Raw genomic sequence first — 24,269 nt, forward strand, 5'->3', positions numbered from 1 at the left:
GTCAGTATTCGTCCGTTCCAGTCAGTTCAAGTTCCATCGCATCGGCGGTGTTCATCGCCGCCTCGATGGCCTCGCTCAGGGCGTCCGCGCTGGCGTTGGCATCCACCTTCACCACGAACATGGCCAGCTGCTCCTGCTTCACCCAGCCGCCCAGCTTGGCGTCCTGCGAGTCTTCCAGCAGGCGGTTGGCCACCGCGGCGGAGAACTGCTTGCCCGGCGCGTTGTAGCCCGGCGACCAGATCTCGCGGATGCGGTGCTTGCCGTACTCTTCCACGGCCGAGCGCACGAACACCAGCTGGGTGCGGTCGCCTTCGACGTCGAACACCAGCTTGTAGTCGCCGTCCTCGTCGACCTCATAGGGGTACTTCAGCGTGTCCAGTACGCGGCCGACGGCCTTGTCGGGCGTTGCGGCCTGGGCCCCGAACACGGTGGCGGTCAGCAGCAGCGCGGTGGCGATCCTTTTCATGAAATCCCTGTGAAAGTATGTATCCATGAGTGGATTGTGACGGGGCCAGGGGGCCAACGTCCAATCCGGCCGGTGCGGCGTCTATAATGTCCGGATGCCCCGCGAGCCTTCCCAAGAACCCCACCACGACCACGGCGTAGCGCTGGAACCAGCCCGCCCGGAGGTCGCGCCGCCGCCGTTCTACCAGGTGATGCTGCTGAACGACGACTACACCCCGATGGACTTCGTAGTGACCGTGCTGCAGCACTTCTTCTCGATGGATCTGGAAAAAGCCACCCAGGTGATGCTCAACGTGCACACCCGTGGCCGTGGCGTGTGCGGTGTGTTCACCCGCGAGGTCGCCGAGTCGAAGGTCGCCCAGGTCAATGAGTTCTCGCGCATGAACCAGCATCCGCTGCTGTGCACGATGGAAAAAGCCGGGTAGAGCGGCAATACCGGCGCCTGAGGGGCGGCTTCGGTGGGTTGAAACGCCGGATGGTGTGTTCCACCCGGCAGGTAACCGGCTTCGGACACTTGGGCCGCGCTGCGCGCGGTGTCCGGGCAACGGCCGGGGCTACGAATTTGTACGGGCCCATCAGGATCTGGATCAATCAAATGCCCGCCCGCGCATGGCCCGGGTGTGGCCGTTTACAGTCCGCTTGCCCGTCCCTGTCTGAAGCAACGCCGGGAGCCGTCGGGCAGGCGGGGTACTTGCCACGGCGAAATGACGTCGCCATCACGGGTGGGCAGCCAATGCTGGCGGTGTCTGAGGCATGATCGCGCAAGTGATAACGCCATCTGAACGCACCGATCCAGTAGGGTGATGGAAATTGTGCAGGTAGGCCGCATATTGTTCTCAACTGCCGCCGGAGTAGAACATGTTCAGTAAAGACCTCGAACACACCATCGGTCAGTGCTACAAGCGCGCCCGTGAGGCCCGCCATGAGTTCATGACGGTGGAACACCTGCTGCTGGCACTGCTCGACAACCCGTCCGCCCAGGCCGTGCTCAAGGCATGCGGGGCCGACGCCGACCGCCTGCGCCAGGAGCTGGAGCAGGCCATCGACGCCTCCGTCTCGCGCCTGGCCGAAGATGACGGCCGCGACACCCAGCCCACCCTGGGCTTCCAACGCGTGCTGCAGCGGGCCGTGTACCACGTGCAGTCCTCGGGCAAGAAGGAGGTCACCGGCGCCAACGTGCTGGTGGCGATCTTCGGCGAAAAGGACTCCCATGCGGTCTATTACCTCAACCAGCAGGACGTGACCCGGCTGGATATCGTCAATTACCTCTCCCACGGCATCGCCAAGCTGGGCGAGGAGGGCGAAGTGCCGCCGTCGTCGGACGCCGAAGGGCGCGCCGAGGGTGGGGATGGCGAGGGCAAAGGCGACGCCCTGGCCGAATTCGCCAGCAACCTCAACGAAGCGGCGCGCAACGGCCGGATCGACCCGCTGGTCGGCCGCCGCGACGAAATCGAGCGCACCATCCAGGTGCTGTGCCGCCGCCGCAAGAACAACCCGCTCTACGTGGGCGAGGCCGGCGTGGGCAAGACCGCCATCGCCGAAGGCCTGGCCAAGCGCATCGTGGAAGGTACGGTGCCCGACGTGCTGGCCGATGCGGTCATCTACTCGCTTGACCTGGGCGCGCTGGTGGCCGGCACCAAGTACCGCGGTGATTTCGAGAAGCGCCTGAAGGGCGTGCTGACCGCGCTGAAGAAGATGCCCAACGCGGTGCTGTTCATCGACGAGATCCACACCATCATCGGTGCCGGGTCGGCGTCGGGCGGCACCATGGACGCCTCCAACCTGATCAAGCCGGCGCTGGCCTCCGGCGAGCTGCGCTGCATCGGCTCGACCACCTTCCAGGAATACCGCGGCATCTTCGAGAAGGACCGGGCGCTGGCCCGTCGCTTCCAGAAGATCGACATCGTCGAGCCGACCGTCGGCGAGACCTACGAGATCCTGCAGGGCCTCAAGCCCAAGTACGAGGCGCACCACGGCGTGACCTATGCCGATGATGCGCTGCAGGCGGCGGTGGACCTGTCGGTGAAGCACATCGGCGACCGCCTGCTGCCGGACAAGGCCATCGACGTGATCGACGAAGCCGGTGCCCGCCAGCGCCTGCTGCCGGAGGGCGAGCGCAAGGAGCTGATCGACATCGAGGAAATTGAAACGATCGTGGCCAAGATGGCGCGCATTCCGGCCAAGCAGGTCAGCGCCACCGACAAGGACGTGCTGCAGCACCTGGAGCGCAACCTGAAGATGGTGATCTTCGGCCAGGATCCGGCCATCGAGACCCTGTCCTCGGCGATCAAGCTGGCCCGTTCGGGCCTGGCCAATCCGGAAAAGCCGATCGGCAACTTCCTGTTCGCCGGCCCCACCGGCGTGGGCAAGACCGAGGTGACCAAGCAGCTGGCGCTGCAGCTGGGCATCGAGCTGGTGCGCTTTGACATGAGCGAATACATGGAGCCGCATTCGATCAGCCGCCTGATCGGTGCGCCCCCGGGCTACGTCGGCTTCGACCAGGGTGGCCTGCTCACCGAAAAGATCGTCAAGACCCCGCACTGCGTGCTGTTGCTGGACGAGGTGGAAAAGGCCCACCCGGACATCTTCAACATCCTGCTGCAGGTCATGGACCGTGGCGTGCTCACCGACACCAACGGGCGCGAAGCCAACTTCAAGAACGTGGTGCTGGTGATGACCACCAACGCCGGCGCGGCGCAGGCCTCGCGGCGGTCGATCGGCTTCACCCGGCAGGACCACGCCACCGACGCGATGGAGATCATCCGCAAGAGCTTCACGCCGGAATTCCGCAACCGCCTCGATGCGGTGGTGCAGTTCCAGCCGCTGGGCTTCGAGCACATCCTGCGCGTGGTGGACAAGTTCCTGATCGAGCTGGAAATGCTGCTGCAGGAAAAGCACGTCAGCCTGTCGGCCACCCCGACCGCGCGCGACTGGCTGGCCCGCCACGGCTTCGACCCGCTGATGGGTGCCCGGCCGATGGCGCGGGTGATCCAGGACAAGGTCAAGCGGCCGCTGGCCGACGAGCTGCTGTTCGGCAAGCTGGTCAATGGCGGCCGGGTCAGCATCGACGTGCGCGACGACGAGCTGTTCGTCGAAGCGCAGGCCGAGCCGGAGCGGCTGCTGCCGGCAACGGTCGAATGACCGGTAGGCCACGACCGTTGGCCGTGGCTTCTTGAACGCAAAAACGCCCCGGATGGGGCGTTTTTGTTGGGCCTCGCTCAGCGCTTGGCGCGGGATGCGAACGCCTCTGCGCTGATCGGCTCAAGCCGGGCGACATCGCAGCTGCCGGTGTCGGTGCGCAGCTTGCTGGCGCGTGCCCCGCACAGCTGGCCCTCGTTGCTGGGGGTGGCAAACTCCAGCTTTCGCGAGAAGCTGGCCTGGCTGCAGCTGTTCTGGAAATGGACGATGTAGTGATCGGTGCCGTTGCGCAGCAGGATGCTGCGATCGGCGCCCTTGCGGACCAGCTGCTGGTCGCTGGACAGGGTGATGCAATCGGAGGCCGCCGGGGTGGCGGCAGCTGGCGCAGTCTGCGCCGATGCCGTAGCGGCTGCGCTGGAAACAACCAACAGGCAAAGCGCGATCAGGGTCTTCATGGCGGGGGCCAGTGGGTCACGATCCGGAGTGGACCGTAGACCACAGTGCCTGCGTTCGGCCGGTGGCGAATCTGCATCAAGGCAGGCTGACTGATGTCAGGGTGCCGTGGGGCAGGGTGACTGCCGGCACGGTGGGCACAGCTGAATGGCGCCCACGCAAAAAGGCCAGCGCAGGGCCGGCCTTTGATCGCGTCTTCCGGAGAAGCCGCCCTGCCGCTTACTTCATGCGGTAGGTGATGCGACCCTTGGTCAGGTCGTAGGGCGTCATTTCAACCTTGACACGGTCGCCCGTCAGGATGCGGATGTAGTTCTTGCGCATGCGGCCGGAGATGTGGGCGATGATTTCATGCCCATTTTCCAGTCGAACGCGGAAAGTGGTGTTCGGCAGCGTCTCGCTGACGGTGCCTTCGAACTCGATGGAGTCGTCTTTCGACATGTAGTCCTGTGCAGTTCTATAAACGGCCGAGCTGGCCTTAAGAGCGGGCATTTTACGCGCATCTCCCCCGGGATGCAAAGATTGCGTTAACCGTCCGCCTCAGGCCAATGATGCGGCGGAAACGTCGCCAAACCGCTCCGTCCACCCCCCGGGCGGCGCTGCGGCCTGCACCTGCTCCCGCACCACCCCCAGGAACCGCTCCCGCGGCCAATGCTCGGCGCCCATCCGCAGCAGGTGGTCGTTTTCCACCTGTGCATCGATCAATGGCCACCCCCACGACGACAGCCGGTGGGCCAACCCGGCCAGCGCCACCTTGGAGCCGCCGCTGGCCGCGCTAAACATGCTTTCGCCGAAGAACATCCGGCCGATGGCCACCCCGTAGATCCCGCCCACCAGCCGGTCGCCGTCCAGCACCTCGATCGAATGGGCGAAGCCGAGGGCATGCAGCGCCACATAGGCCTCGATCATGTCCCGGGTAATCCAGGTCCCGTCCTGCCCCGGGCGCGGGCTGGCCGCGCAGGCCTCGATCACCTCGCGGAAGCGGGTATCGGCACGCAGCACCCAGCTGCTGGCGCGCAGGCTGCGGCGGAAGCGCGAGGACAGGTGGACGCCCTCGGTGCGGAACACCATGCGCGGGTCCGGCGACCACCACAGCAGCGGCTGGCCCTGCGAGAACCACGGAAAGATGCCGCCGGCGTAGGCATTGAGCAGGCGCACCGGTGAGAGGTCGCCGCCGAGTGCCAGCAGGCCATCGGGATCGCGCAGCGCGCTCTCGGCTGGCGGGAAGGGGGCGTCGGGCCGGTCGTCCAGTCGCCAGGGCAGATGCCGGCTCATGCGGACTCGATGGCTTTGAAGGGGGTGTGCTCGGCCAGCAGCTGCGCATAGCGCTGCACTTCCTCGCGCTCCTGCGCGCACCAGCCTGCAAGGGCGGCGGCGAACGCGGGCTCGGCCAGCCAGTGCCGGCTGCGCACCGGGTGCGGCAGGAAGCCGCGCGCCAGCTTGTGTTCACCCTGCGCGCCGGGCTCGAAACGGGCGAGCCCTTCGCGCAGGCAGTATTCGATGCCCTGGTAGTAACAGGTTTCAAAGTGCAGGCCGGGCAGGGTGGCGCCGCCCCAGTAGCGCCCGTACAGGGTGTCGCCACCGCGCAGGCACAGCGCGCCGGCGATCGGCTGGCCCTCCAGCATGGCCAGGAAGATCACCAGCTGGCGCGGCATCGCCGTGGCCAGGTGCTGCAGGAAGGGCAGGGTCAGTGCCGGCGAATTGCCGTACTCACTGAAGGTCTGCAGGTAGAAGTCGTGCATGGCCTGCAGGTCGGCGTCGGTGGCTTCATCGCCGTGCACGATCCGGTAGCTCACCCCGGTGCGGGCCAGCTTGGCGCGCTCCTGGCGGATGTTCTTGCGGTGCTTGTGGTCCATCGCGGCCAGGAAGCTGCTGAAGTCGGTCCAGTCGCCCGGGTTGTGCCACTGGAACTGGATGTCTTCGCGCAGCAGCCAGTCCGGCCCGAACGCGGCGTCGTCTTCAGCCAGGTGGAAGTTCACGTGCGCCGACGACCAGCCCATGCGGGCGACTTCGGCGCGCAGGGTCTCCACCAGCGTGCGAGCGGTTTCCGCATCCTTCGCCAGCAGGCGCGGCCCGCTCACCGGCGAATACGGAACTGCGCCCAGCCACTTCGGGAAATACGCCAGCCCGTGGCGGGCATAGGCGTTGGCCCAGGCGTGATCGAACACGAACTCGCCATGCGAGTTGTCCTTCAGGTAACCCGGTACCGCCCCGATCAGCTGGGCGCTCTCCCACAGAGTGAAGTGGCGTGGCCGCCAGCCCCATTCCGCACGCAGGCAGCCGTGTTCCTCCAGCCCCTGCAGGAACGCGTAGCTGACGAACGGGTTGCGGCCGTCGTGCAGCGCATCCCAGTCGGCGGCGGGCAGGTCGGTGAGGCGATGAAGGAAGCGTATATCGGGCATGGCTGAAGGATAGGGCAGGCCGATGGAAAACGGGGTGTTTTAGGCGGCGTTGATCGGCTTGAGGTAACCGATAAGAAAGTCGTTCAGTAAACGCCGGGAAGCGTGCGTTGGCGCGCGTTCGTGTGGCCTTGAAGGGAGGAGATTTCAAGTCGCGCCGAACTGTTGGCGCGAATCTCAGTCGACTCAGGAGCTTCGTCGTGATCAAGTGCAGTGGCCTCAACCGTCTCTTCTCCGCTTCAATGCTTGCCGTCGGCGCGTGTTGCGGCTTCGCCCCGACCCCGCTTCATGCAATTGAGGTCTTGGCGCCAGAAAGCAATATGGAGCTGGATATGCTCCTCACGCGTGCAGCCAGCGATCTGGTGGGGCGTATAGAGCTGCTTGAGGGGCAGGCGAGAAGCAGGCATGTCAGTGCGTCGGTGGATCTTTCGCAAAAGGTCATCACCGTGAACCTGGATCGCGGGTTCATCCCGCAGGACTACGGCCCTGCATTTGAAGATCAACGCAGCATCATCAACAACGCGCTGTTGTCAGTCACCGATCGATTCCTGCATGTTTCGCAGGTCAAATACCTTTACGGTGGATTCGACGTCTACCACTATTTTCCAGAGGTCAAGCAGGAGGATGATGCGGCTCGAAAGGCCGGGGAGCGCATCCGCCGTGAAAAGCAGGAACGAGAGCGATCGGGGCAGGTCGCGGGGTCTGGCGTGGCATTCGTGGCGGCAGGGCATGGATACTACTTCGACCACAAGGACCGAGCATGGAAGACGCAACGAGACCCCCATAACGGCGTGATGGAGGGCATGCTGACGCCCACCTATGCCGCTGAGCTGAAAAGCGTCATCGAACTTCGCTCTCAGATGCCTGTGATCCGGCCTCGCGTCCAAGATGGGATGGGGACTCACCCGGAGAGTGGGCAGGAGTGGTGGCGGATGGCTGCGCGCTATTCGGTCGCGGCGCAGTACCCGGGCAATCCTGAGATATGGAATACCCATGAAGGGAGTGCTGCAAGTGATCGCGAGTACAAAGAGGACATCAACACTCGACCACTGCTTGCCAATCATCTGGGTGCAGAATTCGCCATCCACCTGCACAGCAATGCAGATGATCACGGTACGGCAAGGGGTGCCCGTGTCATCGTCCAGCCCGGGCGCCCCTCAGATGCAGCGCTGGGAGCGAGCGTTCTATGTGCAATGAAAGAACTGATTCAAAGTACTCCCGGCTACGAGTCGTTCGTCGTAGCGCCTGCGCCTCATTCCGAGGATAAGGGCGAAAACCGTCTGGCCACCATGCCCTCCATCATCGTCGAGACGGCGTTCCATACGCATCCGGAAGATGCGGCGGCACTATTGGACCCGGTGTTCCGTGCGGCTTCGATGAAGGGGGTTGAGAAGGGCCACCGTCTGTTCCGTGATGGCAAGGACTGTACGCCGCTGGCCCTGTCAAAGATTGATCGCGTTACTGTTCCTGCGAATGGGGCGGCAGAGACCAGCGTTCGTTTCGAAGGCCATCCACAGTTCCCGGTAACCCTCACCTTCACGCCTGTCTACTGCACCCAGCCGGGCGCCTGCAGGGCGGAAGTGAAGACGATTACGGAGGCGTCTGCCTCACCCATCAAGGTGCAGATGTCCTGCGAAGGGAGCGGCTACGGCATGGTCAACTGGAGCACGGTCATGCGCGATGCCGACGGCGTCAGTTCCGGCCCCGTCGAGCACTGGATGACATGTGAGAGCAGCAGTTGATTTAGCAGCTCCATTGACATGCAGAAGGTCGGCGAGGTGCGCCGGCTTTCGCAGAACAAGTGTGACTCAGTCTTGGGCGCGGGCAATGTCCGCTAGCGCCTTGGTGATGAACGCAGGGTCGCCGTCACTCTCAAGGATGCAGGCATCTAGATAGGCCGCCATTTCTTCGGGGGTGCGTAGATGATCTGCTACGTCGAACGCTTGTGTATCGATCTTCTCTGTCACAGTTGTCTGGCTCCGAGGTGCTTGTCGATGCGCCGATGCTTCACCTGTACAGCGTAGCCTTAAGGTCGTCTGGTGAGCATTGCAAACAGTTGTGTATGACCAGAAACGAAGAAGGTCGGCGCTGGGCGCCGGCCTTCTTCGGGTGCTTCAGGTGCCGCTGATCAGCTCAGCTCGCCCTTGGCATCCAGGTAGCGCTCCGCGTCCAGCGCGGCCATGCAGCCGAAGCCGGCCGAGGTGATGGCCTGGCGGTAGTGCTGGTCGGCCACGTCGCCGGCGGCGAACACGCCTTCCACCGAGGTCTGGGTGGCGTTGCCGCCCAGGCCGGAGCGGATGTCAAGGTAACCGTTGTTCATGGTCAGCTGGCCTTCGAACAGGCTGGTGTTGGGGTGGTGACCGATGGCCACGAAGAAGCCGTGGGCGTCGATGTCGCGGGTGCTGCCGTCCAGGGTGGACTTCACGCGCACGCCGGTGACGCCGGCTTCGTTACCCAGCACTTCGTCCACCTGGTGGTGCCACACGGTTTCGATCTTGCCCGAGGCGACCTTGGCGAACAGCTTGTCCTGCATGATCTTTTCCGCCTTCAGGGTGTCGCGGCGGTGGACCAGGTAGACCTTGCGGGCGATGTTGGACAGGTACAGCGCCTCTTCCACGGCGGTGTTGCCGCCGCCGACCACGACCACGTCCTGGTCACGGTAGAAGAAGCCGTCGCAGGTGGCGCAGGCCGACACGCCGCGGCCCTTGAAGGCCTCTTCGGTGGGAATGCCCAGGTACTTGGCGGTGGCGCCGGTGGCGATGATCAGCGCGTCGCAGGTGTACTCGGCGCTGTCGCCGATCAGCTTGAACGGGCGCTGGGTCACATCGGCGGTGTGGATGTGGTCGAAGATCACTTCGGTCTCGAAGCGCTCGGCGTGGGCCTGCATGCGCGCCATCAGGTCCGGGCCCATCAGGCCGTGGGCGTCGCCCGGCCAGTTGTCCACTTCGGTGGTGGTCATGAGCTGGCCGCCCTGCTGCAGGCCGGTGATCACCACCGGGTTCAGGTTGGCGCGGGCGGCGTAGACCGCTGCCGTCCAGCCGGCCGGGCCGGAACCGAGGATGACGAGCTTCTGGTGGCGGGAAGGCTTGGAATTGCTCATGTAGACTCGCAAAGAGATGATGGGGCGGGGCGCTGGGGAAAGATTGCCCGGCGTCCAAGACAGGTCATAGAGTGGCGGCAGGGGTCGCCCGATTCAAGGCGAGCGGTGGAACGGCGCAACCCAGCCGGTGGTGGTTGGCGTGCCGTCAGTCGTTTATTATCAAGCACTAACAGTGCATTCCCAAGGTCTGGTCTAAGGTGGCGAAACAGGTCCCGGAACGATCCAAGTCTCCCGACGGCAAAGCGGCGTCGCGCCGTGCTGCGGCTGCGGCGCCGGTCGAAAATCCCCGTCGGCAGCGCCTGTGGCGCGACCTCGGCCTGATCGCGATCGCCCCGGCGTTGCTGTATCTGGTCGCCAGTCTGTTCACCTATTCGGCAAGCGACCCGGGCTGGTCGCACACCGGCAGCGTGGTGGCGCCCATCCACAACATGGGCGGCCGGGTCGGCGCCTGGGTGGCCGACGTGCTGCTGCAGCTGTTCGGTTACATGGCGTTCCTGCTGCCGATCGTGCTGGGCGCGCTGGCGTGGTTCGCCATGTTCGGGCTCAAGCGTGAGAGCAAGGGCGAGCACGACCTGGACCCGGCGCTGCGGCTGGTCGGCCTGGTTGGCTTCCTGATTGCCGGCACCGGCTTCCTGCACCTGCGGCTGTTCAGTGGCGATGTGGGCCATGCCGGCGGCATCCTCGGCCGGCTGGTGGGCAATTCGCTCAGTGCCGGGTTCGGCGCGCTCGGCGCGAACCTGTTCGTGCTGGTGCTGCTGCTGGCCTCGATCACCCTGGCCACCGGCATTTCGTGGTTCGTGGTGATGGAGAAGATCGGCCGCGCGGTGCTGGCGCTGCCGCCGCTGCTCAGCAAGAAGAAGGAACAGGCCACCGAGTGGCAGCAGACCCGCGCCATGCGCGAGGAACGCCAGGAAGTGCGCAAGGTGGACGCCGAGGTGCGCGCCAAGCGCGAGCCGGTCAAGATCGAGCCGCGTCCGGAGCCGGTGCTGGAAAAGAGCGACCGCGCCAAGCGCGAAACCCAGATTCCGATGTTCCGCGGCGTCAATGGCGATGGCTCGGACCTGCCGCCGCTGGCGTTGCTGGATGATCCCAAGCCGCAGCCCAAGGGTTACGACGAGGAGACGCTGGAAACGCTGTCGCGCCAGATCGAGTTCAAGCTCAAGGACTTCCGCATCGACGCGCAGGTGGTCGGCGCATATCCCGGCCCGGTGATCACCCGCTTCGAGATCGAGCCGGCACCGGGCATCAAGGTCAGCCAGATCAGCTCGCTGGACAAGGACATCGCCCGCGGCCTGTCGGTCAAGTCGGTGCGCGTGGTGGATGTGATTCCGGGCAAGTCGGTGGTGGGTCTTGAGATCCCCAACGTCACCCGCGAAATGATCTACCTGTCCGAACTGCTGCGCTCCAAGGAGTACGACAAGTCGGCCAGCCCGCTGACCCTGGCCTTGGGCAAGGACATTGCCGGCCGTCCGACCGTGGCCGACCTGGCGCGCATGCCGCACCTGCTGGTGGCCGGTACCACCGGCTCGGGCAAGTCGGTGGCGGTCAACGCCATGGTGCTGAGCCTGCTGTACAAGGCCTCGCCCAAAGACCTGCGGATGTTGATGATCGACCCGAAGATGCTCGAACTGAGTGTCTACCAGGGCATTCCGCACCTGCTGGCGCCGGTGGTCACCGACATGAAGGAAGCCGCCAACGGCCTGCGCTGGTGCGTGGCCGAAATGGAACGGCGCTACAAGTTGATGAGCGCGGTGGGCGTGCGCAACCTGGCCGGCTTCAACAAGAAGGTCAAGGACGCCGAAGACGCCGGGCAGCCGTTGATGGACCCGCTGTTCAAGCCGAACCCGGAGCTGGGCGAAGCCCCGCGCCCGCTGGAAACGCTGCCGTTCATCGTCATCTTCATCGACGAATTCGCCGACATGATGATGATTGTCGGCAAGAAGGTCGAAGAGCTGATCGCGCGCCTGGCACAGAAGGCGCGTGCGGCCGGCATCCACCTGATCCTGGCCACCCAGCGTCCGTCGGTGGATGTGATCACCGGCCTGATCAAGGCCAACATCCCGACCCGCATCGGCTTCCAGGTCAGCTCCAAGATCGATTCGCGCACCATCCTGGACCAGTCCGGCGCCGAAACGCTGCTGGGCCACGGCGACATGCTGTACCTGCCGCCCGGCACCGCATTGCCTGACCGTGTGCACGGTGCGTTCGTTTCCGACGAGGAAGTGCACCGCGTGGTCGAACACCTCAAGGCCAGCGGCCCGGCCGACTACATCAGCGGCGTGCTGGACGAAGTGCAGATGATGGGCGATGGCGTGGTGGTGGGTGCCGGTGGCCTGCCCGAGTCCAGCGGGGCGGCAGGGGATGAATCGGATCCGCTGTACGACGAAGCTGTGCGGATCGTGACCGAAACCCGCCGCGCCTCGATTTCCGGTGTGCAGCGCCGGCTGAAGATCGGCTACAACCGCGCCGCGCGTCTGATCGAAGCCATGGAGATGGCCGGCGTGGTCAGCCCACCCGAACACAACGGCGACCGCAGCGTGCTTGCGCCGCCCCCGCCGAAGTAACGCCGGAACCGCAATGATCCGCATGACATGGATGACCGCGTGCGCGCTGGCGTTGGCGCCCCTGCTGGTGTCGGCCCAGGCGGTCGCCCCGGCCCCGGTTCCGGCGCCTGCGATGGCACCGGCACCGGCCCCGCCGGCCGCCCCCAGCGATACCCAGGCCAGCAACAACTTCAGCTTCGTCAGCTACCGCGCCGATTACGTGGTGCGCGCTGACGCCGGCAACGTGCAGACCGAGTCCTACGACATCCTGCTCAAGACCAAGGCAGCGGTGGAGCAGTTCAGCCAGGTGCGGCTGAGCTACAGCGAGAAGATGGAAACGCTGGAGGTGCTGTCGGCCTACACCCTGACCGCCGACGGCCAGCGCCGTGACGTGCCGGCCGACCGCATCTACACCCAGGAAAGCTATTCCAGCGCCGCGGCGGCCATGTACGCCGACCGCAAGGTGCGGGTGGTGGTGTTCCCCAACCTGGCACCGGGCACCCGGGTGGTCTACCAGACCCGCCGCACCCAGACCCAGCCGTACTTCCCGGGCTACTTCAGCCTGTGGGAAACCTTCAGCGGGTTCTCGCAGTACGACGATGCGCAGGTCACCCTGAGCGCGCCGGCCTCCCTGCCGATGTACGTGCAGCAGCGGGGCGTACAGGGCAACCAGAAACCCGTGATCCGTAACGGGCAGGCGACCTGGGCCTGGCGCTACCGCCGCCCGGACCCGATGCCGGTGCAGATATGGACTGCAGCGCCGTGGGAATTCAGCCCGACCATCATGGCCAGCACCTACCGCGACTGGGCGCAGGTGGCGCAGGCCTACCAGCTCAAGGGTGGCGAGGCGGCACGGGTGACCCCGGGGATCCAGGCGCTGGCCGACGAGGTCACCCGCGGCATCGTGGACCGCCGTGAACAGGCCGCCGCGCTGTACCGCTGGGTGTCGCAGAACATCCGCTACGTGGCGGTCTACCTGGGCAACGGCGGGCTGGAGCCGAACCCGGCGCAGAGCATCCTCGACAACCACTACGGCGACTGCAAGGACCATGTGGTGATCCTGGAAGCGTTGCTGGCTGCGCGCGGCATCGACAGCACCCCGGTGCTGATTGGTGCTGGCGGCGGCCCGACCCTGCCGGACATTCCCCTGCTGGGGCGGTTCAACCACGCCATCACCTACATCCCCGAGTTCGACCTGTACCTGGATTCCACCAGCGCCTATGCGCGCTTTGGCCAGCTGCCCGACGGCGACCTCGGTGCGCCGGTGCTGCATACGCGCCAGGCCAGGGTGGCACGCACCCCGGCCAACGATGCCGCGCGCAACGGCAGCGGCTTCGAGGTGACCTTCCGCTTCGACCCGGACGGCAACCTGCAGGGCCAGACCGTGCAGCAGCCGCGCGAAGTGGGCGAGATCGGCATGCGCGGCGCGTTCGCCCGCCTCAACGCGCAGAACCGGGCGCGGGTGGAGGAATCGATCATGGCCTCGTCCGGCTTCGATGGCAGCGGCACGCTGACCCTGTTGGGCGACCCGCAGGACCTGACCCGGCCGTTCAACTACCGCTACGACTTCCACGCCCGGGATTACGTCGATTTCGGCGTAGTCGGCGGCATGGTGCTGCCGGACCCGCCCGGTGGTGAGTCGTTCCGTGACATCTACACCACCACTTCAGCGCCGGACAACGCCACCCCGTTCTACTGCAACGACACCCTGCGCGAAGAAACCTACCGGCTGGAGTTCCCGGCCGGGGTGCCTATCGTGGCGATGCCCCGCAACCAGCAGTTCCGTAATGCGGCCGGGGAGTACGCGCTTGAGTGGCGCCGCGAAGGGCAGGCCATCGTCGCCCGCCACCGCCTGCACCAGAACGCGGTGCGCGGCGCGGATGCGCTGTGCCAGCCGGGCGACTATGCTGCGTTCCGCGAGCTGTACCAGCAGGTGCGGCGCGGCTTCCGCGGGCAGGTGGTCTACGGCGACCTGCGCACGGTGCAATCCGTCCCCTGACCCCCCATTCAGGATGACCTCGGCACACTGCCGGCCATCCTTACCACCTTCATTGGATACCCGTATGCAGAGCACTTTCCGCCGCTGTCTTGTCGCCGCCACGCTGGTCTGCGCCAGTGTCGGGTCGGTGTCTGCCTGGGCCGGCGCCCGCGATGAGCTGACCACGTTCACCAAGGGCCTGAAAGGCCTGGACGGCAAGTTCGAGCAGAAGGTGTTCGACAGCAAGGGCAAGGTGAAGGAAACCACCAGTGGCAGCGTGGCGTTGTCGGTGCCGAACCAGTTCCGCTGGGAGTACAAGGTGCCGCACGAGCAGCTGATCATTGCCGACGGCAGGAATGTGTGGGTGTACGAGCCGGACCTGCAGCAGGCGACCAAGCGGGTGCAGGGCGCCGAGGAACAGAACAGCCCGTTGATCGCGCTGATCACCCCGGCGCTGCTGGAAAAGCAGTACGACGTCAGCGAAGAGGCCGCGCCGCGCGATGGCCTGCAGTGGCTGTCGCTGACCCCGAAGCGTGAAACCGAAACGTCGTTCCAGTACGCCGCGCTGGGCTTCAACGCGCAGGGCCTGGCCCGCATGGAAGTGACCGATGCGGTGAACCAGCGCACGGTGATCTCGTTCAAGGACTGGAAGCGGAACCCGGCGTTCCCGAAAGCCACCTTCACGTTCACGCCGCCGAAGGGCACCGACGTCATCGGCAACTGACGCAGCCGGGCAGGGCCCGGCGCTGCGTCATTCGGTCATACAATAGTGGCGTGGCCAGAAACCGAACGACATTCAATGAACCCGATCTGCTGACGGTGGATCGGGACAGCATGCGCCCGCTTGCCGAGCGCATGCGCCCGCAGACCCTCGATGAGATGGTGGGGCAGAAACGCCTGCTCGCCCCGGGTAGCGCGCTGCGCCGGGCGGTCGAGTCCGGGCATGTGCACTCGATGATCCTGTGGGGGCCGCCAGGCTGCGGCAAGACCACGTTGTCCCTGCTGCTGGCGCACTACGCCGACGCCGAATTCCGTGCCATCTCCGCCGTGCTTTCGGGCCTGCCCGAGGTCCGGGTGGTGCTGGCCGAAGCGGCCCAGCGCTTCGCCGAAGGCCGCCGCACCGTGCTGTTCGTGGACGAAGTGCACCGCTTCAACAAGGCCCAGCAGGATGCGTTCCTGCCGCATATCGAGCGCGGCACCATCGTGTTCGTCGGTGCCACCACGGAAAATCCTTCGTTCGAGCTCAATTCGGCGCTGCTGTCGCGCTGCCGCGTGCACGTGCTGGAAGCGGTGTCGCCGGCCGACATCGTCGAGGCGCTGGAGCGGGCGCTGCAGGACAAGGAACGCGGGCTCGGCGCCGAGGCGCTGCAGGTCACGCCCGAAGCGCTGCTGGAGATCGCGACCGCCGCCGACGGCGATGTGCGGCGCGGTCTGACCCTGCTGGAGATCGCCGCGGAACTGGCGGGCGGTGAAGGCGGGCGGATCAGTCCGGAGATGCTGGTGCAGGTGCTGGCCGACCGCACCCGCCGCTTCGACAAGGGGGGCGAGCAGTTCTACGACCAGATCTCGGCCCTGCACAAGTCGGTGCGCAGCTCCAATCCGGATGCGGCGCTGTACTGGCTGACGCGCATGCTCGATGGCGGCTGCGATCCCTCCTACCTGGCCCGGCGCCTGACCCGCATGGCGATCGAGGACATCGGCCTGGCCGACCCACGCGCGCAGTCGATGGCGTTGGAAGCCTGGGACATCTACGAACGGCTGGGCAGCCCGGAGGGCGAGCTGGCCTTCGCCCAGCTGGTGCTGTACCTGGCCAGCACCGCCAAATCCAACGCCGGCTATGCCGCCTTCAACCTGGCCAAGCAGGAAGTGCGCGAGACCGGCACCCAGGAGGTGCCGCTGCACCTGCGCAACGCGCCGACCAAACTGATGAAGGAACTGGGTTACGGCAAGACCTACCAGTACGACCATGACGCCGAAGGTGGCATCGCGCTGGACCAGACCGGCTTCCCGGATGCGATGGGCGAGCGGGTGTATTACCAACCGGTGGCGCGCGGCCTGGAAATCAAGCTGAAGGAAAAGCTCGACCGGCTGCGTGCCGAGCGCGAGCAGGCGCGGGCGCGCAAGGGCAGCGACTGATGGGGGGCTTCAGCACGTGGTGGCAGCAGTTGGGGCTGGTGATGGCCGGCGGCGCGCTCGGCGCGGCGCTGCGTTTCATCATCGGCGACGCCATGCTGCGCCAGTTCGGCAACGGCTTCCCCTGGGGCACGCTGACGGTGAACCTGGTGGGCGCGTTCGCGGTCGGCTACGTGGTGGTCTGGCTGCAGACCCGCGGCAGCGCGGCGTTGTATTGGCGCGCGTTCGCCATCGTCGGCATCATCGGCGGGCTGACCACGTTCTCGTCGATGATGCTGGAGGCAGTGCTGCTGGTCCGCAACGGACGCGGCTGGGTGATGCCGACGTATCTGGGCATCAGTCTGGTGGCGGGATTTGCGCTGGTGTGGTTGGGCGCGCGGTTGGCGGAGTCCACGCTCGCGCGGTGATCGATTCCGCGTATTTCTGCTGGATTTCCGTTACATCTCACGATATTGTTCGCGCCCCGTTTGCGTTCCCCGTCCGTCATGCGTGATGAAGAAGACCCCGGCACCCTGGAGCTGATGCTGCCGCGCAAGCGCGGCCGTCCGCCCACGTTCGGCTACGCCATGACCGATGCGCAGCGTGCGGCCCGCTACCGGGCCCGCCGTGCCGGGCAGGCCGACCACGCCGATGTGCGCACCTGCAGCGACATGGTGCTGCTGGACAAGATCCGTGCGGCGATCAGCGCAAAGGATGCCGAGCTCACCGGGTTCCTGGTGCACGTGCTGTGGCAGCGCTATCCCCTGCAGCTGAAATGATCGTCCCGCCTGCCAGGCCGGCGAGGGCTGGGCGCAGGTAACCCAGCAGCCGCTGGGCGTCCAGCCAGTCGCCGGCTTCGTCCAGGTCCAGTTCGTGCAGGTCGCCGGCAATCGCGGCCAGATCCGGTTGCCCCAGCATCTGCAGCACGCCGGCCAGCCGATGCGCGTGGTTCCGCAGGGCGGTTGCGGCCCGGTCGCGCAGGGCGTCATGCAGCGCCATCTGCTCTTCCTGCAGCGATTGCAGGATCTCGGTCCAGATGGGGTCGGTTGCGCTGCTGGTCGGGCTTGCCAGCCGCTCTGTGTTCCCCTGCGTCTCCACCTGCAATGCCCGGAGCAGCTGGCCGATATCCAGCGGCTTGCACAGCACCGCGTCCATGCCGCAGGCGAGGCAGCGTTCCACGTGCGCGGCCGAATCATTGGCAGACACTGCCACCAGTACGGCCGGCGTACGCCCGTGGCGGCGCTCCAGTTGTCGCAGTTGCACGGCCAGCTCGTAACCGCTCATGTCGTCGAGCACGCAATCGAGCAGCACGATGCCGCAGGGTTCGGCGGCCTGGCAGTGCAGTGCACTGGCGCCGTCGGCGCAGCTGCTCACCGAGGCGCCCAGCGTCTCCAGCTGCCGACAGACCACCGTGCGATTCAATGCGTGGTCTTCAACCAGCAACAGGGTACGCCCGGCCAGCGGCTGCTCCCCCGAGCAGGGGCCGGTGGCTTCGATCACCACCGGCAAGCGCACCTCGAAGCAGCTGCCCTCGCCGGGAGCGCTGCGCAGCTGCACCGTGCCTCCCATGCCCCGCACCAGATCCTGGCAGATGGAGAGGCCGAGCCCGGCACCGCCCATCTGCCGCGAATGACTGTCGTGCGCCTGCGCGAAAGGCTTGAACACGGTGTCGTGCAGCGCGGCCGGGATGCCGATGCCGGTATCGCGAACCGACAGCCCCAGGTGTGCGCTGTCCTGGTCCAGGTGCAGCGACAGGGTCACGTCCACGTGCCCCAGGTCGGTGAACTTCACCGCGTTGCCCAGCAGGTTGCTGAGCACCTGGCGCAGCGCGTCACCGTCCAGCCACATCCGGGGCAGCGGGTCGGTGTCCTGCAGCAGGGTGATGGCCAGGCCTTTGGCCTCGGCCGCAGGGCGGGCCACCGCCAGGCAGTCACGCGCCAGCTGGCGCACGTCCTGCCAGCCGGGGGTGGGGTGGTACTCGCCGGTGGCCAGGCGTGAATAGTCCAGCGCGTGGCCGAGCAGATGACGCAGGCCGGCCCCCGCATTGCGTGCGGCGTTCACCAGCTGCCGCTGGCCCTGGTCCAGGCCCGACTGGTGCAGCAGATCCACCGAGGTGACCAGTGCCTGCGCGGCGTTGCGCACTTCGTGGCTCATCACGGCGATGAAGCGCGCCTGCTGGCGTTCGCTGCGCCGCGCCGACTGCTGTGCCACGCGCATCCACACCCCGGCGGTGAGCAGGGCCAGCAGGATCAGCGCGCCGGCCAGCAGTTCCCAGCGAAAGTGCTGCGACATCACCTGCAGCGACGGCCCGCTCAGGTACGTGGCTTTGGTCCAGCGCTGCATCAGCATCGCGTGTTCCTGCGGGCTGATCGAGCGCATCGCCTGATGGATCTGATCGAGCAGGGCGCGATCGCGGTGGCGCACCACCAGGTGCAGACTGCCTGGCAAGGTGGAAGGCCCGCCATGCAGCAGCAGGCTGTTGCCGAATTCGCGGCGCACCACGGGGCGCATTGCCACATCCAGGTCCAGTGCCGCGTCCACCACGCCGGCTTCCACGGCGGACAGCGCTTCACGCAGGCTGGGCAGGTCCACCACCTGCAGGTGGGGGTGGTAGGCACCCAGCCATTCGGCCAGGCGGGTGCCGCGCACCACCGCCACCCGGCGCAGGTGTGCGAATTCCGGCGGGTGCGCCTGGGCGTGGCGGCTGGCCATCAGGGTCTGGCCGCGGTAATACGCCGGTGATGCGGCCAACGCCGTGCACGGCGCGTTGTCCAGCGGCCCCAGCAGCAGCATCAGATCGGCGCGCCCGTCGCAGATTGCCTGCAGCGCGGCGGTGGCCGATTCCACCGGCTGCTCGCGGAATTCCAGTCCGGCCTGTTCGGCGACCAGCTGCGCATAGCCGGTGATCAGGTTGGTGTCGCGCGCCGCGCGGTTGTCATTGGCCAGCAGCCCATGCTGGGAGGGGTCGGCAGCCACCCGGACCAGCCGCGGTTCGGCACTGCTGCCCGGGGTGACAGGCAGCAGCAGGCCGACCAGCACCCCGGTCAAGGCGCCGGCCCAGGTCCAGTTGCCGCTCACCACACCGCCAGCTGGTGGCGGAGGGTGAACAGGTCGCGGTCGGTGCGCAGGCCGAGTTTGCGGAACGCCGCGTGCTTCTGGGTGCTGATGGTCTTGATGCTGCGGTTGCGCTGCAAGGCAATGTCGGTCACGGTCATGCCGCTCAGGCACAGCTGCAGCACTTCGCGCTCGCTCTGCGACAACCGGTGTTCGGCATGTTCGTCGCGGTAGTTGACCGGCACATGGGTGTGCCCGGCCGCCACGCGGGTGACCGCGCGCGCCAGCGCTTCCAGTGTCTCGCCCTTGGAGACCACGCCCGCGGCGCCGGCGGCCATGGTGTTGGAGATCATCACGTGATGTACGTTGGCCGAGAACATCAACACCCGCACGCGCGGGAACCGGCGTCGAAGCATGCGCAGCAGCTCCATGCCCTGCAGGTCGCCTTCGCCCAGGGTGTAGTCCACCACCGCCACGTCCACCAGGTGGTGTTGCAAGGTGCTGATCAGGGAGCTGGTGTGGGCGTGGTTGCCGACCACATGGAACCGCGGGTCGGTGGACAGGTGTACATAACTGCCATGCCGGACCACATCGTGGTCATCCAGCAGGGCGATGTTGAGTACGGACGGCAGCAGCGGTCCATATGCGGGGCCTGGATGGCGTCGAGACAAAGGAGGCACGCAATCGTGGGGTTTGCGCCATTCTTACCGCTTCAACGCGCAGCGGAGATAGTCTGATGTCAGATTAGGACTATTCCTATGCTCGGTACGAGAGGTGCGTCACTCTCTGCGCGCATCCGCGTCACCGTTTTTCGCGATCGAGCAGTCGCGCGAACTGCGACGCCAGATCCAGCACCAGCGGATCGGCGTTGTCACGGTGCAGCATCGCGATTTCGATGCCGTCCATGGGCGGCAGGCCTTGGCGCGCGGTGAGCGCGCGGTGTTCGCGGGTCATGGCACGCGCTGGCAGCAGGCTGATGCCCATGCCGTCGGCCACCGCGCCCTGGATGCCACTGAGGCTGGAGCTGGTGAAGCCGATCCGCCAGCGCCGGCCCATGCTTTCCACGGCAGCGATCAACTCATCGCGATACAGCCCGCGCGGCGGAAACGTCACCAGCGGAATCGGGTCCATGCCGATGCAGGGGCTGCGTGCACTGTCCACCCAGCGCATCGGCTCATGCCAGCAGGCCACGCCCTGGCGGCTGTTGCGGCGCTGTTTGACCAGCACCAGGTCCAGCTCGCCGTGGTCGTAGGCGTTGGCGAGGTCGCGGCTGAGGCCGCTGGTGACTTCCAGCTTCACCTGCCGGTGGCGGCGGGTGAAGCGGCCCAGCAGGGCGGTGGTGCGGGGGCTGACAAAGTCTTCGGGCACGCCCAGCCGGACGGTCACCGCCACCGTGGCGCCGGCCAGTGCTTCGCCCATCTGGTCGTTCAGGGCCAGCATCTGGCGCGCGATGCCGAGCAGCGTCTGCCCGGCATCGGTGGGGTGCACATCGCGGTTGCCGCGCACCAGCAGCGGGTGCCCGGCCAACTGCTCCAGCCGCCGGATCTTCTGGCTGATGGTGGACTGGGTGGAATGCAGGCGCGTGGCGGCGGTGGTGAAGCTGCCGCAGTCGGCCACCATCACCATCGCCCGCAGCAGGTCCAGTTCGAACAGGGCGCGATTCGATTGTGCACTGGGCGGCATGGCGGTATCCAAAAAGCGAATGGTGCCTGTTCTAGCATGCACGCGGGTGCCTAGCCAGCGGCGGCCCCGCTGCGTGCAAGGCTGCGCGCCACGCGAGCGCCAGCGGCCTGCATCATCGCGTGCAGCGCAGGCGGGCCCAGCACCTCGAATTCGAGCTCCAGCGCGAGCAGCCAGTACACCACCGCGCCCTGCGGGTGCGCGCCACACCGCAGCAGGCAGCGCTGTGCATCCACCGCTTCGAGCATGCCCGCCGAGGCCGGTATGCGTTCGCGCACGATGTCGATGGGGGCGTGCAGGATCACCCGCGCTTCGTCCCCGTAGGGTCCCAGCGACAGCGACTGGCTCACGAACGCGCGCAGGTCGCCATTGGCGGGCGACGGGCGCGGGCGGAAGTGCGCGCCCACCTCTGCCGCACTGGTCATGCGGTCGATGCGGAAGGTGCGCCAGTCCACGCGCAGCGTGTCCCAAGCCACCAGGTACCAGCGCCGTTCGGCATGCACCACGCCCTGCGGTTCCACCAGCCGCTGGCTGGGCTGTCCCTGGCGGTCGGCATAGTCGAAGCGAAGCTGCAGCTGGTCGCGGCAGGCGCCGGCCAAGGTGGCCAGCAGCCCGGCATCGACCATGGGCCCGGCCTGGTCGATCGGCAGGATCGCGGTACGTAATGCATCCAGCCGGCGTCGCAGCCGGGCCGGCATTACCTGTTCCAGTTTGACCAGTGCGGTAATCGCGGTCTGCTCGATGCCGCTGATGGTGCCGGTCACTGCAGTGCGCAGGGCCAGCGCAGCGGCCAATGCTTCTTCATCGTCGAGCAGCAGCGGCGGCAATGCGCGCCCGGCGCGGAACGCATAGCCGCCGGCCACGCCACTGCTGGCCTGGATCGGGTAGCCCAGTTCGCGCAGGCGGTCGATGTCGCGGCGCAGCGTGCGCGGATGCACGCCGATATCCGCGGCCAGTGTGTTGCCCGGCCAATGCGGCCGGGATTGCAGCAGCGAGAGCAGGCGCAGCAGTCGAGCGGAGGTGGTCAGCATGGGCGGCAGCATCGCGCCTGTCGAGGACAGGATCTGTCCGCAATGGTGGCTAGCCTGTGGCCACGGTGCAAGGCCCCCTGGCGGCGCACCTTTCCACACCGACAACCCACAAGGAGTTCCACATGTCCGTCGTCTTCTATTGGCATCCCATGTCCAGTGCCACCCCCGTCGCCTGCGCGCTCGCCGAACTGGGGGTCGCCCATGACCGGGTGCGGATCGACATCCGGAACGGCGAGCAGCGCACCCCGGAGTACCTGGCGATCAACCCCAACGGCAAGGTGCCGTGCCTGGTGGTGGATGGCACGCCGATCTTCGAAGGCCTGGCCATCCATCTGTGGCTGGGTGACCGCTTCGGCGTGGCGCGCGGGCTGTGGCCGGCGGCCGACACCCCGGAGCGGCTGCAGGCGTTGTCGTGGTGCGCCTGGGCCTATGTGACCTACGCGGCGATGATCAACCGGCTGATGCTGGCCACCCGCGAAGGCCCGTTGCGCGACAGTACGCAGGCCGCCGCCGCAGGGCAGGGCGCCGCCGAGCTGCTGGGATTGCTGGAAGATCGGCTGGGTTCACAGCCCTGGATGCTGGGCGGCGATTACTCGCTGGTGGACCTGGTGGTGGCGCAGGTGGTCGGCTATGGCACCTACGTCGGTGCCGGCGTGGACACGTATCCCGCCGTGGCGGCCTGGTTGGCGCAGGTGCAGGCGCGTCCGGCCATGCAGGGCGAGGTCTGAGCGCATTCGATTCCGTAATGCGCGTCATGACAAAATTTAACTGGTGAATGGATGCCTTCGCGCCGTATGGTGCGGAGGTACTCCTTTTTGCCACGTTGCCATGAAACCCATTGTGCTGTCTGCCTTCCCGGTGCTGCTTGCACTGGCGCCCTGCGTCCTCGCCGCCGAACAGGCCGACCTGATCATCCGGCATGCCACCGTGGTGGATGTCGAGCAGGCCACCACCCATGCCGACCAGGCGGTGGTGGTACGCGGCAATGACATCGTCGCCGTGGGTGACGACCGCAGCATTGCCAAGGCCTGGAAAGCGCCGCAGCGCATCGATGGCAAGGGCCGCTTCCTGATCCCCGGCCTGTGGGACATGCATGTGCATTTCGGCGGCGGACCGGAGCTGGTCGAAGAGAACAAGGCGCTGCTGCCGCTGTACATCGCCCATGGCATCACCACCATCCGCGATTGTTCTGGCGACCTGCCCACGCAGGTGCTGCAGTGGCGTGGCCAGATTGCCGACGGCAGCCTGGAAGGCCCGCAGCTGTTCAGTTCGGGCGCCAAGATCGAAGGCATCAAGCCGGTCTGGAAAGGAACGCTGGAGGTCGGCAGCCAGGCCGACCTCGATGCCGCGCTGGCCCAGCTCAAGCGCGACCGGGTCGACTTCGTCAAGATCACCGACAGCACCCTGACCCCGCCCCTGTTCCTGGCTGCAGTGCGTGGCGCCCGCGCCAATGGCCTGCGTGCGTCCGGGCACATCCCGATGGCGCTGACCGTGCAGCAGGCAGTGGACGCAGGCATCAGCTCGATCGAGCACCTGGACTACGCCTACAAGGCCGGGGTCAAGGACGAGGCCGCCATTGCCGCCGATTTCGCCGCCAAGCGCATTGATCGTGCCGAGGCCAATCGGCGGCTTGATGCCGGCTTTGATCGTGAGACCGCCATGGCCGCCTACCGTGGCTTTGCGGCGAAGGGCGTGTATGTCACGCCCACGCTCAACGGCGGCCGCATCCTCGACTTCCTGGACCAGGATGACCACGCCAACGATCCCTACCTGGCCTACATTGGCCCGAAGCTGCAGGCGACTTACCAGTGGCGGGTGGAACGTGCTGCCAAAGCGGGTCCAGAGCAGATCGCCGAGCGCCACCAGCAGTACCACCAGGTGGCGGAAGTGCTGCCGATGCTGCAGCAGGCCGGCGTGACCGTCATGGCCGGTACCGATGCGGGGTTCCTCAATTCCTTCAACTATCCCGGTATCGGCCTGCATGACGAGCTGGCCCTGTTCGTCAAGGAAGGCCTGACTCCCGCGCAGGCGCTGTCGTCGGCAACCCGTGCGGGTCCGTCGTGGTTCGGTACGCTGGACCGCTACGGCGGCATCGCCGAAGGTAAGGCCGCCGACCTGGTGCTGCTGGATGCCAACCCGCTGCAGGATATCCAGGCCACGCGCGCGATCAACACCGTGGTGCTGCGTGGCCACGTGTATGACCGCAAGGCGCTGGATGCGTTGCTGGCGCAGACACGTGCCAAGGTCGCCAAGTGGCAGGACGCTGCCCAGTAACGATCTGCGCGCAGCAAAGTCAAGAGAAGCAGCAAACGCCCCGCT

Annotated in this window: 22 protein-coding genes; 11 read left to right on the forward strand and 11 right to left on the reverse strand. The window is 66.5% G+C overall.

Going from position 1 to position 24,269, the window contains the following annotated elements; translation table 11 throughout:
* Position 1: 1 nt before the first annotated feature.
* Positions 2–466 carry a hypothetical protein gene (locus V9K91_RS14415; protein WP_068851783.1) on the reverse strand — a complete coding sequence of 155 codons (465 nt, stop codon included), beginning with the start codon at positions 464–466 and terminating at the stop codon, positions 2–4.
* Positions 467–560: 94 nt separating this feature from the next.
* Between V9K91_RS14415 and clpS the strand changes: the two genes are divergently transcribed.
* Complete coding sequence (gene clpS, locus V9K91_RS14420; RefSeq protein WP_068851786.1) at positions 561–890, forward strand: ATP-dependent Clp protease adapter ClpS; 330 nt, start codon at positions 561–563, stop codon at positions 888–890.
* Between the two features lie 433 nt (positions 891–1,323).
* On the forward strand, positions 1,324–3,606 hold the full coding sequence (gene clpA / locus V9K91_RS14425) for an ATP-dependent Clp protease ATP-binding subunit ClpA (RefSeq protein ID WP_336443441.1): 2,283 nt from the start codon (positions 1,324–1,326) through the stop codon (positions 3,604–3,606).
* 77 nt (positions 3,607–3,683) lie between these two features.
* Here clpA and V9K91_RS14430 read toward each other — a convergent pair whose 3' ends face one another.
* The 4 genes from V9K91_RS14430 to V9K91_RS14445 form a co-directional block, all read right to left on the reverse strand.
* Positions 3,684–4,058, reverse strand: a complete 375-nt coding sequence (locus V9K91_RS14430; protein ID WP_068851791.1) for a hypothetical protein — start codon at positions 4,056–4,058, stop codon at positions 3,684–3,686.
* A 217-nt stretch (positions 4,059–4,275) separates the two neighbouring features.
* Positions 4,276–4,494 (reverse strand): translation initiation factor IF-1, encoded by a 219-nt coding sequence (gene infA, locus V9K91_RS14435; RefSeq protein ID WP_005409596.1) that lies wholly within the window; start codon positions 4,492–4,494, stop codon positions 4,276–4,278.
* Between the two features lie 99 nt (positions 4,495–4,593).
* Positions 4,594–5,328, reverse strand: a complete 735-nt coding sequence (gene aat, locus V9K91_RS14440) for a leucyl/phenylalanyl-tRNA--protein transferase (RefSeq protein WP_095364309.1) — start codon at positions 5,326–5,328, stop codon at positions 4,594–4,596.
* Positions 5,325–6,455, reverse strand: coding sequence for a GNAT family N-acetyltransferase (locus V9K91_RS14445; RefSeq protein WP_095364308.1), 1,131 nt, complete (start codon positions 6,453–6,455; stop codon positions 5,325–5,327). The genes aat and V9K91_RS14445 overlap by 4 nt, the downstream gene beginning before the upstream one ends.
* A gap of 197 nt (positions 6,456–6,652) precedes the next feature.
* Between V9K91_RS14445 and V9K91_RS14450 the strand changes: the two genes are divergently transcribed.
* A complete protein-coding gene (locus V9K91_RS14450; RefSeq protein ID WP_249834256.1) occupies positions 6,653–8,194 on the forward strand; it encodes an N-acetylmuramoyl-L-alanine amidase in 1,542 nt (513 codons plus the stop codon).
* Between the two features lie 66 nt (positions 8,195–8,260).
* Here the strand turns inward: V9K91_RS14450 and V9K91_RS14455 are convergent, their stop codons facing one another.
* Entirely contained in the window at positions 8,261–8,419 is a 159-nt protein-coding gene (locus tag V9K91_RS14455; protein ID WP_237334238.1) for a hypothetical protein, read from the reverse strand.
* Between the two features lie 161 nt (positions 8,420–8,580).
* Positions 8,581–9,552: a thioredoxin-disulfide reductase gene (trxB, locus tag V9K91_RS14460; RefSeq protein WP_068851800.1), complete on the reverse strand. Its 972-nt coding sequence runs from the start codon at positions 9,550–9,552 to the stop codon at positions 8,581–8,583.
* Between the two features lie 197 nt (positions 9,553–9,749).
* Between trxB and V9K91_RS14465 the strand changes: the two genes are divergently transcribed.
* The 6 genes from V9K91_RS14465 (at position 9,750) to V9K91_RS14490 (ending at position 16,964) form a co-directional block, all read left to right on the forward strand.
* Entirely contained in the window at positions 9,750–12,116 is a 2,367-nt protein-coding gene (locus V9K91_RS14465; protein WP_068851802.1) for a DNA translocase FtsK, read from the forward strand.
* Positions 12,117–12,129: 13 nt separating this feature from the next.
* Positions 12,130–14,094 (forward strand): DUF3857 domain-containing protein, encoded by a 1,965-nt coding sequence (locus tag V9K91_RS14470; RefSeq protein WP_336443442.1) that lies wholly within the window; start codon positions 12,130–12,132, stop codon positions 14,092–14,094.
* A 64-nt stretch (positions 14,095–14,158) separates the two neighbouring features.
* The gene (lolA, locus tag V9K91_RS14475; protein ID WP_336443443.1) at positions 14,159–14,797 is read left to right on the forward strand and encodes an outer membrane lipoprotein chaperone LolA; all 639 of its coding nucleotides are present in this window, start codon (positions 14,159–14,161) and stop codon (positions 14,795–14,797) included.
* 110 nt (positions 14,798–14,907) lie between these two features.
* Positions 14,908–16,209: a replication-associated recombination protein A gene (locus tag V9K91_RS14480; RefSeq protein ID WP_249834259.1), complete on the forward strand. Its 1,302-nt coding sequence runs from the start codon at positions 14,908–14,910 to the stop codon at positions 16,207–16,209.
* Positions 16,209–16,613, forward strand: a complete 405-nt coding sequence (gene crcB / locus V9K91_RS14485; RefSeq protein WP_249834260.1) for a fluoride efflux transporter CrcB — start codon at positions 16,209–16,211, stop codon at positions 16,611–16,613. The genes V9K91_RS14480 and crcB overlap by 1 nt, the downstream gene beginning before the upstream one ends.
* A 78-nt stretch (positions 16,614–16,691) precedes the next feature.
* Entirely contained in the window at positions 16,692–16,964 is a 273-nt protein-coding gene (locus V9K91_RS14490; RefSeq protein WP_068851817.1) for a hypothetical protein, read from the forward strand.
* Here V9K91_RS14490 and V9K91_RS14495 read toward each other — a convergent pair.
* From V9K91_RS14495 to V9K91_RS14510, 4 genes are all read right to left on the reverse strand, one after another.
* Positions 16,909–19,263: an ATP-binding protein gene (locus V9K91_RS14495; protein WP_336443444.1), complete on the reverse strand. Its 2,355-nt coding sequence runs from the start codon at positions 19,261–19,263 to the stop codon at positions 16,909–16,911. The two genes, V9K91_RS14490 and V9K91_RS14495, sit on opposite strands and share 56 nt — an antisense overlap.
* On the reverse strand, positions 19,260–19,910 hold the full coding sequence (locus V9K91_RS14500) for a response regulator transcription factor (RefSeq protein WP_306988758.1): 651 nt from the start codon (positions 19,908–19,910) through the stop codon (positions 19,260–19,262). Before V9K91_RS14500 ends, V9K91_RS14495 begins: the two co-directional genes overlap by 4 nt.
* Before the next feature lie 130 nt (positions 19,911–20,040).
* Positions 20,041–20,922, reverse strand: a complete 882-nt coding sequence (locus V9K91_RS14505) for a LysR substrate-binding domain-containing protein (protein ID WP_306988756.1) — start codon at positions 20,920–20,922, stop codon at positions 20,041–20,043.
* Positions 20,923–20,972: 50 nt separating this feature from the next.
* Positions 20,973–21,950, reverse strand: a complete 978-nt coding sequence (locus tag V9K91_RS14510; protein ID WP_093536765.1) for a transcriptional regulator — start codon at positions 21,948–21,950, stop codon at positions 20,973–20,975.
* A gap of 122 nt (positions 21,951–22,072) precedes the next feature.
* On the opposite strand from V9K91_RS14510, the gene V9K91_RS14515 reads away from it, so the two are divergent.
* Both V9K91_RS14515 and V9K91_RS14520 read left to right on the forward strand, forming a co-directional pair.
* Entirely contained in the window at positions 22,073–22,678 is a 606-nt protein-coding gene (locus V9K91_RS14515) for a glutathione S-transferase family protein (RefSeq protein WP_210132488.1), read from the forward strand.
* A gap of 100 nt (positions 22,679–22,778) precedes the next feature.
* Complete coding sequence (locus tag V9K91_RS14520; RefSeq protein ID WP_095364299.1) at positions 22,779–24,224, forward strand: amidohydrolase family protein; 1,446 nt, start codon at positions 22,779–22,781, stop codon at positions 24,222–24,224.
* The last annotated feature ends 45 nt before the right edge of the window (positions 24,225–24,269 follow it).

The sequence above is a fragment of the Stenotrophomonas sp. CCNWLW57 genome (assembly GCF_037203925.1).
GTDB classification, from domain to species: domain Bacteria; phylum Pseudomonadota; class Gammaproteobacteria; order Xanthomonadales; family Xanthomonadaceae; genus Stenotrophomonas; species Stenotrophomonas rhizophila_A.

What these genes read in the sequence shown, in the direction of transcription:
- V9K91_RS14415 (WP_068851783.1), bottom strand. Translation starts at nt 466, where the DNA reads ATGAAAAGGATCGCCACCGCGCTGCTGCTGACCGCCACCGTGTTCGGG.
- clpS (WP_068851786.1), top strand. Translation starts at nt 561, where the DNA reads ATGCCCCGCGAGCCTTCCCAAGAACCCCACCACGACCACGGCGTAGCG.
- clpA (WP_336443441.1), top strand. Translation starts at nt 1,324, where the DNA reads ATGTTCAGTAAAGACCTCGAACACACCATCGGTCAGTGCTACAAGCGC.
- V9K91_RS14430 (WP_068851791.1), bottom strand. Translation starts at nt 4,058, where the DNA reads ATGAAGACCCTGATCGCGCTTTGCCTGTTGGTTGTTTCCAGCGCAGCC.
- infA (WP_005409596.1), bottom strand. Translation starts at nt 4,494, where the DNA reads ATGTCGAAAGACGACTCCATCGAGTTCGAAGGCACCGTCAGCGAGACG.
- aat (WP_095364309.1), bottom strand. Translation starts at nt 5,328, where the DNA reads ATGAGCCGGCATCTGCCCTGGCGACTGGACGACCGGCCCGACGCCCCC.
- V9K91_RS14445 (WP_095364308.1), bottom strand. Translation starts at nt 6,455, where the DNA reads ATGCCCGATATACGCTTCCTTCATCGCCTCACCGACCTGCCCGCCGCC.
- trxB (WP_068851800.1), bottom strand. Translation starts at nt 9,552, where the DNA reads ATGAGCAATTCCAAGCCTTCCCGCCACCAGAAGCTCGTCATCCTCGGT.
- V9K91_RS14470 (WP_336443442.1), top strand. Translation starts at nt 12,130, where the DNA reads ATGATCCGCATGACATGGATGACCGCGTGCGCGCTGGCGTTGGCGCCC.
- lolA (WP_336443443.1), top strand. Translation starts at nt 14,159, where the DNA reads ATGCAGAGCACTTTCCGCCGCTGTCTTGTCGCCGCCACGCTGGTCTGC.
- V9K91_RS14480 (WP_249834259.1), top strand. Translation starts at nt 14,908, where the DNA reads ATGCGCCCGCTTGCCGAGCGCATGCGCCCGCAGACCCTCGATGAGATG.
- crcB (WP_249834260.1), top strand. Translation starts at nt 16,209, where the DNA reads ATGGGGGGCTTCAGCACGTGGTGGCAGCAGTTGGGGCTGGTGATGGCC.
- V9K91_RS14490 (WP_068851817.1), top strand. Translation starts at nt 16,692, where the DNA reads ATGCGTGATGAAGAAGACCCCGGCACCCTGGAGCTGATGCTGCCGCGC.
- V9K91_RS14505 (WP_306988756.1), bottom strand. Translation starts at nt 20,922, where the DNA reads ATGCCGCCCAGTGCACAATCGAATCGCGCCCTGTTCGAACTGGACCTG.
- V9K91_RS14510 (WP_093536765.1), bottom strand. Translation starts at nt 21,950, where the DNA reads ATGCTGACCACCTCCGCTCGACTGCTGCGCCTGCTCTCGCTGCTGCAA.
- V9K91_RS14515 (WP_210132488.1), top strand. Translation starts at nt 22,073, where the DNA reads ATGTCCGTCGTCTTCTATTGGCATCCCATGTCCAGTGCCACCCCCGTC.
- V9K91_RS14520 (WP_095364299.1), top strand. Translation starts at nt 22,779, where the DNA reads ATGAAACCCATTGTGCTGTCTGCCTTCCCGGTGCTGCTTGCACTGGCG.